Below are 16286 nucleotides of genomic sequence, written 5' to 3'. Positions count from 1 at the left end.
ATTTTTTCTCCGCGACTTTGTACCTCGGCGTTTTTAACCATACTTAGAATAAATGAACCCGCCTTTCGCACCGCAATAGTGCAACCTCCCGCCCCATGATCGTTATCCACGCACAAAGAAAGTGCGAGCCGAATCGTTGCGCTCTTCAAGTGCCTGTTTTTAATAACAAATAAAAGTTGGCACGCCCTTCGCAATACCCCGTACAGCAACCGTTTTCTTTTAACACTCTCACTGTATGGGGAAGAGCAAATGAAAAAAGCCAATGCACTACTCGTCGGCACCATCCTGGCTGCCTCTACCGTTGCCAGCAACGTGGCTGTTGCCGAATTGAGCGGTAACGTCGGATTCACTTCCAACTATATCTGGCGTGGTGTCACCCAGGGTTCGGATGATTCCGCCATCTCTGGTGGTATCGATTACGCCCACGATTCCGGTTTTTATGCCGGTACCTGGGTCTCCTCACTGAGCGGCGGCAGTCAGTACGAACAGGATCTGTATCTTGGTTACGGTTTTGATGCCGGACCGGTTGGCATGGATGTCGGTTATATCCGTTATATGTACCCGATTGACAGCACGGTCGAAGATGACTTTGACGAACTGTATGTCAATGCCAGTTATGAAATGTTCACCGCCGGTGTAGCAATGACTATGGATACCGAAGCAGGTGGTCAGTACGAGGATGATATGTACATGTTCGTGGGCGCTGATTTCGAAGTCAAGGATGGACTCTCTCTGGGGCTGGTCTATGGCGATTATGACTTCGATGATCCCGCCAGCACCGATTATAGCCACTACCAGATCAGTTTGAGCAAGGACGATTTTGTTTTCGCCTTTGACCAGAACGATCAGGATGGCGCCGCCGGGGATGCCCGTTTCACCGTTTCCTACAGCAAGAGCTTTGATCTGTAAAAAGATTTGCTTGAGTAAGCTCGAAACCGTTCGCCCACCTTCGGGTGGGCACTTTTTAAGGAGGCAAGACCATGAAAATGGTTATGGCAATCATCAAGCCCTTCAAGCTGGATGATGTGCGTGAAGCGCTTTCCGATATCGGTGTGCAGGGCATTACCGTAACGGAAGTAAAAGGCTTCGGCCGTCAGAAAGGGCATACCGAGTTGTATCGCGGGGCAGAATACGTCGTGGACTTTCTGCCCAAGGTGAAGATCGAAGCTGTTGTCGATGATGGTCTGGTCGACCAGGTCATCGAAGGCATCAGCAAAGCCGCCAATTCCGGCAAGATCGGTGACGGCAAGATCTTTGTTTCTGAAATTGAACAGACAGTTCGTATCCGTACCGGTGAAACCGGCGCAGATGCGCTGTAAGACTAGAGGAGAGGCTTAAGATGGAAAACCAAATTTTCCAATTGCAGTATGCCATCGATACCTTCTACTTCCTGGTCTGTGGTGCGCTGGTTATGTGGATGGCCGCCGGATTCTCGATGCTCGAGGCCGGTCTGGTCCGTTCCAAGAACACCACGGAAATTCTGACCAAGAATGTATCGTTGTTTGCAATTTCATGCACCATGTACATGATAAGTGGTTACGCCATCATGTATGGCGGCGGCTGGTTCCTGTCGGGAATCGCCGGTGGTGAATCGCTGGTTGCCGACGCACTGGGCGCCTCGGCTGAAAACGGGTTTGACGGTGGTTCAGTTTATGCGGCGCCGTCGGACTTTTTCTTCCAGGTGGTCTTTGTGGCAACCGCCATGTCGATCGTCTCCGGTGCCGTGGCCGAGCGTATGAAGCTGTGGGCATTCATGCTGTTTGCCGTGGTTATGACCGGTTTCATCTATCCGATGGAAGGTCTGTGGACCTGGGGCGGTGGTGACGTATTCGGCATGTACAACCTGGGTGATCTTGGCTTTGCCGACTTCGCCGGTTCCGGGATTGTGCACATGGCCGGTGCGGCGGCGGCTTTGGCCGGTGTGCTGGTGCTTGGTGCGCGTAAGGGCAAGTACACGGCCGATGGCAAGATCAACGCCATTCCCGGTGCCAATCTGCCGCTGGCGACCCTGGGGACCTTCATCCTGTGGATGGGCTGGTTCGGCTTCAATGGCGGTTCCGTGCTCAAGCTGGGTGATATGGCCAGTGCCAATGATGTGGCCATGGTATTTCTGAATACCAATGCCGCCGCAGCCGGTGGTGTGATCGCCGCGCTGATTGTCGCTCGCATGCTGTTCGGCAAGGCCGATCTGACCATGGCCCTCAACGGCGCGCTGGCCGGTCTGGTAGCGATTACAGCCGGCCCGGATACCCCGAGCGCCCTGGGTGCCACGCTGATTGGTGCGGCCGGTGGTGCGCTGGTTGTCTTCTCCATCGTGACTATGGACAAGCTGAAGATCGACGACCCGGTCGGTGCTATCTCGGTTCACGGTGTGGTCGGTATCTGGGGCCTGCTGGCGGTACCGCTGACCAACGACGGTGCCACCTTCGGCGGTCAGCTTGCCGGGCTTTTAACCATCCTGGTCTGGGTGTTTGTAACCAGCCTGATCGTCTGGCTGGTGATCAAGGCCATCATGGGTGTGCGCGTCAGCGAAGAGCAGGAGTACGAAGGCCTGGATCTTGCCGAATGCGGTATGGAAGCCTACCCCGAGTTCACCGGTACACGCGGTTCCGGTATGTAACAAATCGGCAGGAAGCCAAAACCAAAAGGGCGCCCTCGGGCGCCCTTTTTTATTCACTTTTCAGATATTCTGGAAGCAACGCAGAGGACGCGGAGGCGCAGAGTCGCAGAGTAAAAATTTTATCTATCTTTAAATTTAACGTTTCATTGGTATAAAGCGACGATACGCTAACTATGGTACAAATACATTTTTCTTCTCCGCGACTCTGCGCCTCCGCGAACTCCGCGTAATTGAAATGTAATTCGAGAATAGACGGTTTTATATTACAAATTACAATTTGTTATGGGTACCGTCGCAGTAGGGTTTGTCGGCGGTGTGTTTGCAGCCGCAGAGGTAAACGGTTTTTTTCTCATCAATCGTGAATTTGACCGGTTCGAAGTCGGTGTCCTTGTGCGAGCCGTCGCAGAAGGGCTGGTTGGTGGATTTGCCGCAGGCGCACCAGAAGTAATCTCCGGGCTCCAGTTCGACAGCATAGGGGGCTTTCTGGGCAATAACCGGTTCGGACATGGGCTTCTCCTTCTCGTTATAATCGCTATGCATCATAACAATGCTGCGGCAAAATAAAACATCTAATGGTTCAGGGGGCTTTAACGGTGTCGGGTGTGGGGAAACGGGATTGAGTGAACTGGGGATCGAGGCGCTGCAGGTGCAGCAGGTTACACTCGATGTGACGATCAACAAATCCGAGATCGTCTGTCTGGGCGGACCTTCCGGCAGCGGCAAAAGCCTGTTGCTGCGGGCGATTGCCGATCTGATCCCGCACCGGGGCCGGGTGCGGCTGGATGATATCTGGTGTGACATGCTGCCCGCCCATCAGTGGCGGCGTCAGGTCGGCCTGTTACCGGCGGAGTCACAGTGGTGGCGCGATCGGGTGGGCGAACATTTTACCGACCCCGAGCCGTCCTGGTTTGAACAACTTGGGTTTTCGATGGATGTTCTTGGCTGGGAAGTGGCCCGTTGTTCGACCGGGGAAAAGCAGCGCCTGGCGATCCTGCGCCTGTTGTGCCAACGGCCCAAAGCCCTGTTGCTCGATGAACCGACCGCCAGCCTGGATCCGGACAGTATCAGCCGGGCGGAGACATTGTTACAGAACTATGTGCGTGATGCCGCCGCGCCGGCGATCTGGGTGACCCATGATCCGCAACAGCAACAGCGTGTCGCCCGGCGCCGACTGGTGATTCGCAACGACCGGGTGGTGGAGGAGACGCTGTGAATATTATCAGTCTGACACCGCTGGATCTGGGTCTGGCCGCGTTGCTGGTGGTCGCGCTGGCCGGAATATCGTTGTGGCTGAAACTGGGAGTGACCCAGCGGCTGTTGATCGCCGCCCTGCGCACGACGCTGCAGCTGTTGCTGGTCGGCCTGATTCTCAAGGTCTTGTTCGAGAACGTCACCCTGTTGTGGGTGGTACTGATTGCCTCGGTCATGGTGCTGATCGCCGGGCGCGAAGTGATGGCTCGCCAGCAACGGCCGTTCCGGGGGCGCTGGGGCTATGCCCTGGGCACTCTGTCGATGTTTGTTTCGGCCTTTGCCACCACGTTGTTTGCCTTGCTGATCATTATCAATAACGATCCCTGGTATCAGCCCCAGTACGCCATTCCCTTGCTCGGCATGATGCTGGGCAATACCATGACCGGGGTGGCGCTGTCGCTGGACCGCCTGACCAACAACGCCTGGCAGCAACGCGCTTTGATCGAAACCCGCCTCGCCCTGGGGCAGCGCTGGCAGGATGCACTGCGCGAGACGGTTCGCGAGAGCGTCCGCGTCGGGTTGATTCCGATCATCAATGCCATGGCAGCAGCGGGGATCGTCAGCCTGCCGGGGATGATGACCGGACAGATCCTGTCGGGGACGGCACCGGTGGAGGCGGTCAAATATCAGATCCTGATTATGTTCATGATTGCCGCCGGGACCGGGTTTGCCATCTTACTGGCCAGTTGGCTCGGAGCGCGGCGGTTGTTCGACGATCGGCAGCGTTTGCGGCTGGATCGCCTGAGGGAGGCAAAGCAATGAAACGGAAGATTCAACAGCTGGTTAGCGGTCTGTTGCTCGCGAGCCTGCTGAGCGTATCCATGGCAGCCGACGTCTATAAATGGACCGACGAACAGGGCCGGGTACATTACGGCGATAAACCGCCGGAGAAAGGCGCCCAATCCATGGATGTGGACCCTGGCGAGTCCTCTGGCAGCCCGATACCCGGTGACGCCGAGCGGCGTGAAAAAACCCGCCGCCTTTTGCGCGCCTATGAAGAAGAGCGGCGCATCAAACAACAACGGGAACAACGCCAGCAAGCGCAAGCCGCCGAACGGCGCAAGCGTTGTGCCTGGGCCCGGGATCGCCTGCGACGCTATCAGCAGGCGGGCCGGTTATATGATCTGGATGAGCAGGGTAATCGTAAAATTCTCGGTGACAGCCAGCGCCAGCAGGCCGAGGCCCGCGCGGCGCAGGAAGTCAGGCAATGGTGCGACTGAACAGGCATTTGCAATACCTGTTCGCAGAGCTTGCTTCAGTGCTGATGTGAGTCAGCCATGGTCTCGTTGCCCATAGTCAGATTGGCTACCAGCTCCAGCGTAATATCCTCGAAGCGCACCACCTCGCCACCATGCTCCGCGATAAATTCTTCGGCAGCGGCTTTTTCCGCAAACGAGGCCAGTGTCGGGCCCATGGCGCCGGTCATGGGATGATGGATGACATACCATGCCTGCCGGGCATCGGTGAATGCCGAGTTGTCCGGTGATTCCCATGTGGTTGAACCCATGTCGTGGGTGTAAATCTGTGTGATTCTCGAACGCACTTCCGGTTGCAGAATATGACTGAACAGATCCCGGGTAGAACAGTATTTAAATGGCGTCGAGTTGTTGCGAATAAAAGCCTGACCTTTGGGGCCGGGATGGTTGTGAATCGTCATGCCGCAGACATGGCACTCATCACCATTACTGATTGGAACCGGCTTGTGGGTCTGAGCGGATTCATTGCCACTATCACAACCGCTTAGCAATAGCAGGGCGGCAAAAACCGGGATAACAATCGAATAGTGTATTTTCTTCATTCAGGAGATCCTCTTGTGAAATAACCAGGCGGCCACTGAGAAAGGGACGATCACCCACAGCAGCAGTATCCCGGCCAGCAGGCCCGGCCTGAACAGTTGCGCCGAGGCGACCGAGACCAGACCGGAGTAAGCCTGCGTTGCCTCAAAGCCGGCCAGGTTGGCGAGTCGAAACACGTCTGTCGGGTTAAGTAACAGCAGGTACGGAAACAGGTCCGAGGAAACCGCCCCGTCGGAGGCAACCAGCAGGCCCAGCAGCCCCAGATCGAAGACCAGCACAAACAAAAACCAGACGATCAGGGCCAGGCCGGCGGCCCGGGATTTTTCACTGACCAGGGTGCTGATCAGGTAGGCGATGGCGATAAACACCCAGCCGAGCAGAACCGAGGTCAGAATAAACCAGCCCAGTGAGGACCACAGATCGAGGGCGGAAAAGTTACCGCTCAGGGTGGCGATGACAATCCCGGCCAGACCGAAACCGGCAATGGTCGAGATTGCCAGCGCGGCGGCATGGCCCAGGAATTTTCCGCCGAGCAATTGCAGATGCGTCAATGGATAACTGAGCAACAGTAGCAGGGTGCCCTGTTCCTCCTCGCCCACCACACTGTGATAGGCCAGCAACAGCGCAATCAGCGGAATAATATAAATCGCCAGGCTGGCCAGACTGACGATCGTGGTATCCAGCGAAACAAAACCGACCTGGCCGGCCGTGGCCGCGCCAAAGTAGGCCAGTCCCAGGGCGAACAGGGCCAGTACCACCGTAATAGCCAGAATCCAGCGGTTGCGCAGGCTGTCGCGAAATTCCTTGCGGGCAACCGTCATTATCTCATGCATGGCCGGTGTCTCCGCCATTGTTGTAATAGGTATACAGTGTTTCCAGTGACGGGGCCTGTACATCAATATCCTCAATCCCTTTATCGGCCAGCAGCTCGCGCATAATCGTCAGTTTCTTTTCTCGCTTGATGGTCAGGGTCAGGGTATTGTCAGCGTACTGGTATGAGCTGATTCCGGCATGGGGTAAATGATCCGGATCAAATCCGTCGGGCCAGTTGCCGCGGGCCCGAATCGTCAGGGGCAGGGCCGCCTCGCGGCGTAGATCATCGAGCGTCCCCCAGGCCCGCAGGCGGCCCGAATCGAGAATCGCCACGCGGTCCACGTGCTGTTCGATACCGGGCAACACGTGCGAGGAGAGCACGATGGTGGTGCCCTGGCGACGCAGTTCATCCAGGGTCAGGAAAAAATCACGCGTGGCAATGGGATCGAGACCAACAGTCGGCTCGTCCAGCAGCAACAGCTTGGGCGAGCTGAGCAGGGCCTGCGCCAGGCCCAGTCGCTGGCGCATCCCTTTTGAATAGGTTTTAACCCGGCGATCGGCGGCCTGGGCAAGAGTGAACTGTTCGAGAAGTTGTCGGACGCGTGCCCGATCGATCCGTTTCAGACGGGCAAAATACTCAAGCACCTCGCGGCCGGTCAGTTGCTCGTAAAAGCCGACACTTTCGGGTAAATAGCCCCATTGCAGGCGCAGGGACTTGCTCTGTTTGCCCCGTGGCGAGTAACCCAGCACGGTCACGCTGCCGCGCGTCGGGGCGATTACACCGAGAATTAGCTTGATGGTAGTGGTCTTGCCTGCCCCGTTGTGGCCCAGCAGGCCAACGATCTCGCCGCGTTCGATGGTCAGCGACAGCTCGTCGAGTGCAGTGACGCCGGCGTAGGTTTTGCCAACCTGGTTCAGTTCGATGCAGGCGCTCATTGCAGGTCCTCTGATACGGATGCGGGGTTCATTCGCGGATAGCTGTCCTTGACACCCTGTGGGCGCAGGACGGGAAATTGTTCCTGCACCCAGCGCAGGGTCTGGATGGCCGGGCTGTTTAACAGGATCTTGGCAGAGGGATATTTCCATAAAATATGATCGACCCCATCAATCGGCTGATAAGGTTTATCGCCAATGCCGTCCGCATCCAGATCCCAGCCAAGATAATCGGTCCAGTAATTACCGTGGCCATCCTTCGACCATTCCTGGGTATTGGTGGATACATACTTGACCTGGGTTCGGTTTTTCAGAAAGTTGTTGCTGTGGATCTGGTTCTCCTTGGAGCCGGCGGTCAGGTGAATCCCGATTCCGCTGTTGGCAAAGGTATTGTTATGAATCTTGTTTTGCTGTGAATTGTAGACGAACAATGCCTTCCCTTCGCCACCCGGTATGGCCTTGTTAGTCTGGCCCACGGATGAACCGTGTGATATATCCGATACGGTATTGTTTGCAATTGTGCTGTAGAGGATATAGTTCATCAGTATCCCGTAGTTCTTGTCATTTTGTGTACGGTTTCCGGTGACGGTCAGATATTTTGATTGCATCAGGGCATAGCCGGTACGCGTATCGTTGGTTCGATTACCGATAACTTCGTTATGATAGGAATACATATAATGTATTCCGTAGCGCAGATGGTACAGATGGTTGTCGCGAAGAACGTTATGGTTGCTGGTGTCGATATAAATTCCGTCGCGGGTATCGCGCACGCGATTGCCAATCACCTTTGTCTTGCGTGTATTGAAAAGATGAATTCCATTACCGCGATCCTGGGAGCGAATCGACGGATCGCCCTGTATCTCGTTGTTTGAGATCATCGCCTCCTCGGTGTTCTGCAGCCAGATGCCAAAGGCGCTGCTTTCAATCCGGTTGTCCTCAATCGTGGTTCGGTAGGCGGTATCCTCGATAAATACCACGGCGTTCATATCGGTCAGGTTCGCGCCCGAGTTACGCAGGCGAAGATTTCTGATAGTGACATCCGACGATCGAATACGTATTACATCGCCGTGATTGTTTCCGTCAATAATCGCACCAGTCTGACCTTGCAATGTCAGTGGCTTTTCGATAATCAAGTTGGCCCGGTATTCGCCGGGTTCGAGTAAAAGCGTATCGCCAGCGTTCGCGTTAGCGATAACCTCGACGAGGTCGTGTCTATCGGGGTTGATTCGAAATGTGGCGGCATACGTTTCGCTATACATCATCACGGCCATTATTATCAGCAGGTTTTTGGCAACAGAAGGCGTGATGAGTCTCATGATCTATGAATGCGGTAAATTCAATTGGGATGTATCAAGTAAGTGGTTTTTTGGTTAAAAGTCGCGCACCAACCCGTTTTATAACGGGCTGATGCGCGGCATTACATCAGCTTCGGATCGTTTTGGTGTCAGGCTTCGACAATAAAACGACCGCGCATTTCCATATGCAGGGCATGGCAGAACCACTGGCAGTAGTACCAGAATACCCCGGGTTTATCGGCGGTGAAGGTGACCGATGAGGTCTGCTGCGGACTGATCTCCATGGCAATGCCGTGGTTGACCAGGGTGAAGCCGTGACTGACGTCCTCGATTTGATCGAGATTGGTGATCGCGATCGTTACTTCATCACCTTTCTTGACCCGGATCTCGGTCATACCGAAGTTCGGCGCCACGGAGGTCATGTAAACCCGGACTTTTTTACCGTCGCGGATAACTTTGTTGTCTTTCTCCAGTGTAATACCGTCCTTCTTGGCCATGGCAACGGTTTCGGCGAAATAGGGATCATTGCGATCCCAGATCTTTTTGGTTTTGATCTTGCTGCGGTGTATCATCTCGCAGTCATGGGGCTCGGCAAAGGCGGGGCCATCATGCACCAGTTTCATCTCCTCGCCGGAGATATCGACGAGCTGATCGTTTTCCGCATGCAGCGGGCCGCAGGGCAGGAAACGGTCCTTGGAGAACTTGGACAGGACCATAAGCCATTTGCCGTCGGCCTCGCGGGACTCACCCATGGTGGTGTGGTTATGACCCGGCTGATAATGGACATCCAGTTTCTGGCGAATATAGTTGACATCTTCCCCGTTATAGGCGCGCACGGCATCAGCGATGTTCCATTTGGCAACCTGACTGTCGATGAACAGGGTGGTATAGGCATTGCCACGACCATCAAAGGCGGTATGCAGCGGGCCCAGTCCCAGCTCGGGTTCGCCGGCGACCGCATCGCGGGGATCCTTGAGCTTGTCAGCAAACAGATCGTCCAGTTTGTCGATGTCGATCAGGGTGACAGTGGGTGAAAGCTTGCCATTAGCCACAAAATACTTGCCGTCCGGCGAGGTGTTGAGCCCGTGCGGGCTTTTGGGGACAGGGATATAACGGGTCAGTTTGGAGCCCTTGCGGCCATCGACAACCGGGACTTTGGCATCGCCCAGGGTCTCGTAATTGCCGTTCTTGATCGCCTGTTCGATACGCGGGATGTTGAAGACCACCACCCAGTCGCGCTCATTTTTCATTGTTTCCTGCAGGGTGTAGCCTTCTTCACTGTTGTAACAGGTCGAGGCGGCATATTTACCTTTATAGTCGGCGTCCGTGTTATCCAGGTTCCCGTCGACGATGACCTGGAAGGCCATTTCCATCTTCTCCGCGTCAATGGCGTTGAACATGGTGTAGTACTTGCTATCGTCATCGGAAAAGCGGCCATCATTGGGATGAGGAATCCGGAACTCGGCATTGGCGAAGACATATTTCGTCTCGGGCACTTTTTGCAGGCGCATACCGTGCATAGCCTGGACATTGGGCACGTCGACGATTTTGTCGGTTTTCATGATATCGCAACGAATGCGGGCCACCCGGGTATTCGCCTTGTCGTTGATAAACACATAACGTCCGTCATGCTTGCCATCGGTAAAACTCATGTGCGGATGATGGGTGTCGCCATTCAGGGGGGCGTTGTCACCGAGGACACGTTTGGACTCATTGGTCAAACCGTGGCCGGTAGCGCCGCAATAGTTAAATACCGGGATACGCATGAGTTCGCGCATGGAAGGAACACCCAGCACGCGGACTTCACCACTCTGGCCGCCGCTCCAGAAACCGTAATATTCATCCAGTTCCCCGGGGCCAACATGGACCTTCAGCCCGTCACCCTCAGGGGCCGCCCAGACCTTGTAAGGCAGCACGCCCGAGGCCAGACCAAACCCGGCGGCACCGGCCAGACCGGTGGATTTGAGGAAGTTACGACGGGATGCGCCGTGTTCGTTGTCGATATCGCTCATGATAGCTCTCCTTATGGTGCGTTGTTTTGGTCAGTGTGACGATAATCCGGACTAGTTGTCGTTGTTGCTCGTGTTGCCGACAGGCGGAGGAGCTGCCTTCATGCCGGCATCGGTGTCAGAAGTCTTCTCCATCCACTGAACTTTCTGACGGTTTCGGGCCGCTTTTTCATGCTTGCGGCGTCTGTCCACCAGCGGCGGGCATTTGTGGTTGTCCCAATAGGTGACCTGGCAATCCAGGCAGTAATGACATTCGTTGACGTTAATCTCGCCGGTGTCATGAATGGCCTGAATTTCACATTCATTGGCGCATATCTGGCAGGGATGGCCGCACTCCTTGCGACGACGCAGCCAGTCGAACAGGCGCAGGCGGGCGGGCACCGCCAGCGCCGCGCCCAGCGGACACAGATACTTGCAATAGAACTTGCAGTTGAAGGCGGAGACGACGACCAGACCAAAGGCGTACAGGAAGAACGGCCACTGGCGATCGAAATGCAGGGTGATCGCGGTCTTGAAGGGCTCGACCTCGGCGTAATATTCGGCCGTGCTGAGGGAGCCGAGCGAGATGCCAAACAGCGCCAGCAGAATAATGTATTTGATTGCCCAGAGCCGGTCGTGCACCAGGGTGGGAAAGTTGTATTGTGGAACCTTGAATTTAACCGCTACCTGGTTGACCAGTTTTTGCAGGGCACCGAAAGGACAGAGCCAGCCACAGTAGACGCCGCGACCCCACAGCAGCAGGGTGACGGCGACAAAGCTCCAGAGAATGAACATCACCGGATCGATCAGGAACGACTCCCAGCTAAAGCCGCTGATTAGCGAGTTAACAAAGGTCAGCACATTGACGATGGAAAGCTGCCCCAGCATGTACCAGCCGATCACAAACAGCGTATAGAGCAGGAAACCGGTGCGCAGATAACTCACCAGCCGGGGGTAACGGACCAGCCAGTCCTGCAGGAACAGGATCAGGGTCAGAACCACCAGGCCGATGACCAGTATGGCAATCTGGAAAGTCCGGTCATACCAGACTTCCACCCACATGGGCTCCTCTTCGGTGGCCTCGGCCCGGGGCGCCGGTTCAGTGACATATTTGGGCGGGATCTCGTAACTGCCGGTAAAGTCGGTGAAGATACTGTCCAGGGGACCGGTGGCGCGGCGTACCAGCAGGGAGATACTCCAGGGCTCACCCGGGTCAAACGCATACTGATCGCGAATGATAAAGATGGCTTTTTCCGATAATTCGGGCATGCCGTCCAGATAGACGTCTGACAGGCGGTAAAAATCGAGATCCCGGAAGTTGACCTGCTGATCGCCCTGGGCGACGTTGATCCGATCGAAAATGCCGCCGCGGACATAACCGGAACCCTTGAAGGAGTAGTTGCCGTTGGCCATCACGGCGATGGCGTGCTCGCCGGGTTTCAGCTCGGCCATCAGCCGGTTGTACTGACTTTCGCCCAGTAGATTGCGACCGATGGTGGGCACATTCAGGTAGGTATAATAAAGATCGATAAACACATCGCAGCGTTCGCCCGTCGGCACCTCGGTACAGATGCTTTTGACGGTACCCCGGTCTTCGCCTTCCGTGCCCTCGAACGCTTCTTCGACATCCTCGTTACTCAGCAGCATCCGGCGGATGGCGCCATTGCCGGTCAGATAGGTCCAATCGGCCTGTTCAAAAACATCCTTGCGGACTTTGGCCGGCTCATGTGTGGCGCTTCTTCGCGGGGTGGTAATGCCCCGTGATTCGGACACCATACGTGCCGATTTCAGGATAGTGCGGTTGATGACGATGACCGTGACCGTGGCGCCGGTGATCGCGTCGACGTGGGTGCGCCCTTCGCGCTCTCTGCCGCCCACTTTGATGCGCTCGGTGACCGAATGGCCGATGTATTGATCGGCAAAACGATCCAGGGACTCTTCCGGGATACCTACCAGCAATATCGGTTCGTGATGTTCTATGACCCGGGTACCGGTAATCAGGCCTTCCATGTCGATGCCGATGAGCAGATTGACCGGTTTGCCCGAATAGGCGGGGATTTTGACGCTGTCGGAAGACTCGAAAACATAGCCGATTACTTCACCATCTTTATAGACGGCGGCGGCCGGCGGATCGCCCTCCAGCTCGCCGAAGCGATCCGCTTCGGGGAACATGTCCCGTATCTGGGGATGTTTGTCATCGAATCCGGCCAGGGCGGTGAGAGGCAAAACCAGTAATAAGGCGATGGTTACCAGCGTGAGTCGCCCTCGGGAGATCAAGCTGTCATGCGCAAGGGGCTGTCTGAAAGTCATCAGGTCGTACGAACCTTGTATTATTCTGGTCAGCCGGCTGAATCCGTATCGGGAGACAGAAGGTGAACCACCATCGTGGTTATATTCAGCAATCCGGCACCTTATCTGTGCACCTTCTAATCAGAGGAATGTTGCTTGCAGGAGTCAGATACGCCAGCCACGAAAGCCGGCGTGTCTGATATAAGCCACAGACTGTCTGATATGCTACAAAAGTAGCATATGAAAGTAATCTTTCCACTTGACCGAGGTCAAAATCGAAAAGTAATCAGGTACTTGATTGCCGCGCTACGTTACTGGGCGTCTAAAGTGGGCGGGTCGAGGTGGCAGACAGATGATTGCAAGAGGGTGATGGCGATATATTCACCAGATATGGGCAATGAATCATCAATCGGCCTGGAGGGTGGGTGGTCACCCGCATTCAACAGGCAGAAGCGCAAAGATTGCTGTAGTAGGGATGCGATGGCGTTATTTGCCAAGATGCTGGCGCAGAAAGGTCGGCATGGCAAAGGCCGCGCGGTGAATCTCGGGGTTGTAATAACGGGTCTCGAACGGCCGCTGTGCCGCCTCCTGTTCACGGAAGCGGGTCAGATCCTGCACCTTGCCGGCCAGGGTACAGCTCCACCAGCCGCTGGGGTAGATCGGCTGTGGAAAGCCCAGGGTGTTAACGGCGGCAAAGCCGGCATCAGCCATGGCGGTATGCATCTCTTTTAATAAGCGTTGATGGATCAGCGGCGATTCACTTTGCTGTACCAGCAGGCCTTCCGCACCCAGCGCGCGGTGACAATCGCGGTAGAACTGTTCGGTAAACAGGCCTTCGGCCGGCCCGATGGGATCGGTACTGTCGACGATAATCACATCATAATGGCCGGCCCCGGCATCCTTGACCCACTGAATGCCGTCGACAAAATGGAACGCGGCGCGCGGGTCGTCGTTGGCGGTGCACAGATCCGGGAAGTATTGTTCTGATAAGCGGGTGACCTGCTCGTCAATTTCAACCTGCTCGCAGCTTGTCACCCCGGGGTGTTGCAGGACTTCGCGCAGCGTGCCGCAGTCTCCGCCGCCGATGACCAGCACCCGTTTGGGATCCGGGTGGGTGAACAGTACCGGGTGGGTCATCATCTCGTGATACAGAAAGTTGTCCCGATCGGTGAGCATGATAAAGCCGTCAATGACCATCAGCCGCCCCCATTTCTCGGTGTCGAAGATCTCGATTTTCTGAAACCCGGTCTGCACCCCGGCCAGCTTTTCCTTGATTTTGAAAGAAAAGGCAGAGCCGGCTTCAGCGCAGATCTCGGTAAACCATTCTGTGTCGGATAACATAACACCACTCCGGAAAATGCTTGGCGTAAGCAGGGAAACTGCCATTATACTTGAAACCCCGGCCCCGAATAAAACAACATCAGGTGATCATGTCAGACTGGAACAGACAACAGGCGCTTGCCACCTATAGCGTGGCCTATTGGGGAGAAGGCTATTTCGGGATTAACGAGCAGGGGCATATGCTGGCCCATCCCGATCGTCAGGCGCAGAACCGGGGTATCGATCTCTATCAGCTGGCAGACGAGGCCGTACGCGAACATAACGTGACCCTGCCGATCGTGGTTCGGTTTACCGATATCCTGAACAATCGTCTGGATACCCTCTGCCAGAGCTTTCACGAGGCGATGGCCAGTGATGCCTATCAGGGCAAGTACACCGCAGTGTACCCCGTCAAGGTCAATCAGCAGGCCAGTGTTATTCGACAGCTGGTCGAGCACGGTCAGGAACGGGTCGGCCTGGAGGCCGGCAGCAAGCCGGAGCTGATGGCGGTACTGGGGTTGTCCCGCCCGGGCGGGGTGATCGTCTGTAACGGTTACAAGGATCGCGAATATATCCGTCTGGCGTTGATCGGCCGCAAGCTCGGGCACCAGGTCTATATTGTGATCGAAAAGCTCTCCGAGCTGGAGCTGGTGATGAGCGAATCGCAGGCCCTGGGTATTGCGCCACTGCTGGGTGTGCGGGTGCGGCTGGCTTCTATCGGCGCCGGCAAGTGGCAGAACACCGGCGGCGAGAAAGCCAAGTTCGGCCTCTCTGCTGCGCAGGTGATCTGGGTGATCGAGCGGTTGCGCGAAGCCGGTATGAGCGACAGTCTGCAGATGCTGCATTTTCATCTCGGCTCGCAGATCGCCAATATCCGTGATATCCAGCGCGGCATGCTCGAATGCGCACGCTATTTTGTCGAACTGCATCGCATGGGAATCAACATCCGTTGTGTGGATGTCGGTGGCGGCCTGGGGGTTGATTATGAAGGTTCGCGTTCGCGCAGTTTCTGTTCCATGAACTACAGCATACAGTCCTATGCCAATAATATCGTGCATGTCCTGTGGGAAGCGTGCGAGGAACATGGGCTGGCGCACCCAGATATCTTTACCGAATCAGGCCGGGCCATGACCGCCCATCACGCAGTGTTGATTACCAATATTATCGACACCGAACAGGTGCCCGATGCCAGTGCCATGCTCGAGCCGCAAAGCGACGATCCGCTGGTCTTGCAGGATATGTGGCATTGCTACGAGGCGATTCAGGAGGAAACTTCCAGCCGCGCGGGCATGGAGATCTATCATGACATCAAGCACTGGCTGAGCGAAGCGCAGAGCATGTATACCCATGGAGTACTGACACTTGACCAACGTGCCTATGCCGAGGAGCTGTATTACGTCACCTGTCAGCGGGTGCACGAACTGTTATCCGCCAGCAATCGGGTGCATCGTGAAGTGCTGGATGAGCTGCATGACAAGCTGGCGGACAAATACTTCGCCAATTTCTCGCTGTTTCAGTCGATCCCCGATGTCTGGGCCATTGATCAGATCTTTCCGGTGGTGCCGTTGCACCGGCTCAATGAAAACCCGACCCGTCGGGGTGTTATCGAAGACATTACCTGTGACTCGGACGGGCGGATCGATTACTACGTCGATGGCGAAGGGGTCGAGAGCAGCCTGCCGCTGCATCATCTGAAACCGGGTGAACCTTACCTGATCGGGATATTCATGGTTGGCGCGTATCAGGAGATACTGGGCGATATGCATAACCTGTTCGGCGATACCGACTCGGTCAACGTCGCGCTCGATAAGGACGGCAATCACCATATCGAGCAGGTCCTGTACGGGGACACGGTCGACTCGGTGCTCGATTATGTGCATATCAGCGCTGATTTGCTGCTCGACAGCTATCAGAAAAAACTGGCTCAGGCCGACCTGGACGAGAGCGAATCCCGGGAATATCTGAGTCAGCTTGAATCCGG

15 protein-coding genes are annotated in these 16286 nt (G+C 55.7%); 7 read left to right on the top strand and 8 right to left on the bottom strand.

Translation table 11 applies throughout. The features are described 5' to 3' along the window. Positions 1-249: 249 nt before the first annotated feature. The 3 genes from RI563_RS08995 to RI563_RS08985 all read left to right on the top strand — a co-directional run bounded on the left by RI563_RS08995 (position 250) and on the right by RI563_RS08985 (position 2620). Positions 250-909, top strand: coding sequence for a TorF family putative porin (locus tag RI563_RS08995; RefSeq protein WP_310694040.1), 660 nt, complete (start codon positions 250-252; stop codon positions 907-909). Positions 910-980: 71 nt separating this feature from the next. Continuing rightward, a complete protein-coding gene (locus RI563_RS08990) occupies positions 981-1319 on the top strand; it encodes a P-II family nitrogen regulator (protein ID WP_310694039.1) in 339 nt (112 codons plus the stop codon). A gap of 20 nt (positions 1320-1339) precedes the next feature. After that, the gene (locus tag RI563_RS08985) at positions 1340-2620 is read left to right on the top strand and encodes an ammonium transporter (protein ID WP_310694038.1); all 1281 of its coding nucleotides are present in this window, start codon (positions 1340-1342) and stop codon (positions 2618-2620) included. A gap of 270 nt (positions 2621-2890) precedes the next feature. Here the strand turns inward: RI563_RS08985 and RI563_RS08980 are convergent, their stop codons facing one another. Further along, entirely contained in the window at positions 2891-3127 is a 237-nt protein-coding gene (locus RI563_RS08980) for a CDGSH iron-sulfur domain-containing protein (protein WP_310694037.1), read from the bottom strand. A gap of 109 nt (positions 3128-3236) precedes the next feature. On the opposite strand from RI563_RS08980, the gene RI563_RS08975 reads away from it, so the two are divergent. From RI563_RS08975 to RI563_RS08965, 3 genes are read left to right on the top strand one after another with little or no spacing between them, the layout of a single operon-like run. Beyond that, positions 3237-3833 (top strand): ABC transporter ATP-binding protein, encoded by a 597-nt coding sequence (locus tag RI563_RS08975; RefSeq protein ID WP_310694036.1) that lies wholly within the window; start codon positions 3237-3239, stop codon positions 3831-3833. Beyond that, complete coding sequence (locus RI563_RS08970) at positions 3830-4633, top strand: ABC transporter permease (protein WP_310694035.1); 804 nt, start codon at positions 3830-3832, stop codon at positions 4631-4633. Before RI563_RS08975 ends, RI563_RS08970 begins: the two co-directional genes overlap by 4 nt. Beyond that, the gene (locus tag RI563_RS08965; RefSeq protein WP_310694034.1) at positions 4630-5091 is read left to right on the top strand and encodes a DUF4124 domain-containing protein; all 462 of its coding nucleotides are present in this window, start codon (positions 4630-4632) and stop codon (positions 5089-5091) included. Before RI563_RS08970 ends, RI563_RS08965 begins: the two co-directional genes overlap by 4 nt. A gap of 35 nt (positions 5092-5126) precedes the next feature. On the opposite strand, the gene RI563_RS08960 is transcribed toward RI563_RS08965, so the two are convergent. The 7 genes from RI563_RS08960 to speE form a co-directional block, all read right to left on the bottom strand. Continuing rightward, a complete protein-coding gene (locus RI563_RS08960) occupies positions 5127-5669 on the bottom strand; it encodes a nitrous oxide reductase accessory protein NosL (RefSeq protein WP_310694033.1) in 543 nt (180 codons plus the stop codon). Next, on the bottom strand, positions 5670-6500 hold the full coding sequence (locus tag RI563_RS08955; RefSeq protein ID WP_310694032.1) for an ABC transporter permease: 831 nt from the start codon (positions 6498-6500) through the stop codon (positions 5670-5672). Then, a complete protein-coding gene (locus RI563_RS08950; RefSeq protein WP_310694031.1) occupies positions 6493-7416 on the bottom strand; it encodes an ABC transporter ATP-binding protein in 924 nt (307 codons plus the stop codon). Before RI563_RS08950 ends, RI563_RS08955 begins: the two co-directional genes overlap by 8 nt. Beyond that, positions 7413-8729, bottom strand: a complete 1317-nt coding sequence (locus tag RI563_RS08945; RefSeq protein WP_310694030.1) for a nitrous oxide reductase family maturation protein NosD — start codon at positions 8727-8729, stop codon at positions 7413-7415. Before RI563_RS08945 ends, RI563_RS08950 begins: the two co-directional genes overlap by 4 nt. A 128-nt stretch (positions 8730-8857) precedes the next feature. Beyond that, positions 8858-10720 carry a TAT-dependent nitrous-oxide reductase gene (nosZ, locus tag RI563_RS08940; protein ID WP_310694029.1) on the bottom strand — a complete coding sequence of 621 codons (1863 nt, stop codon included), beginning with the start codon at positions 10718-10720 and terminating at the stop codon, positions 8858-8860. Between the two features lie 51 nt (positions 10721-10771). Next, complete coding sequence (nosR, locus tag RI563_RS08935; protein ID WP_310694028.1) at positions 10772-13006, bottom strand: transcriptional regulator NosR; 2235 nt, start codon at positions 13004-13006, stop codon at positions 10772-10774. A gap of 465 nt (positions 13007-13471) precedes the next feature. Continuing rightward, positions 13472-14326 (bottom strand): polyamine aminopropyltransferase, encoded by an 855-nt coding sequence (speE, locus tag RI563_RS08930; RefSeq protein WP_310694027.1) that lies wholly within the window; start codon positions 14324-14326, stop codon positions 13472-13474. A gap of 89 nt (positions 14327-14415) precedes the next feature. Here speE and speA point away from each other — a divergent pair. Further along, a partial coding sequence (gene speA / locus RI563_RS08925) for a biosynthetic arginine decarboxylase (RefSeq protein WP_310694026.1) occupies positions 14416-16286 on the top strand: 1871 nt, incomplete at its 3' end.

The organism is Thiohalophilus sp., assembly GCF_031581315.1.
Lineage (GTDB): Bacteria > Pseudomonadota > Gammaproteobacteria > UBA6429 > Thiohalophilaceae > Thiohalophilus.
Note: the sequence above shows the minus strand (reverse complement) of the source record. Positions and strands in the feature narration are given on the sequence as shown.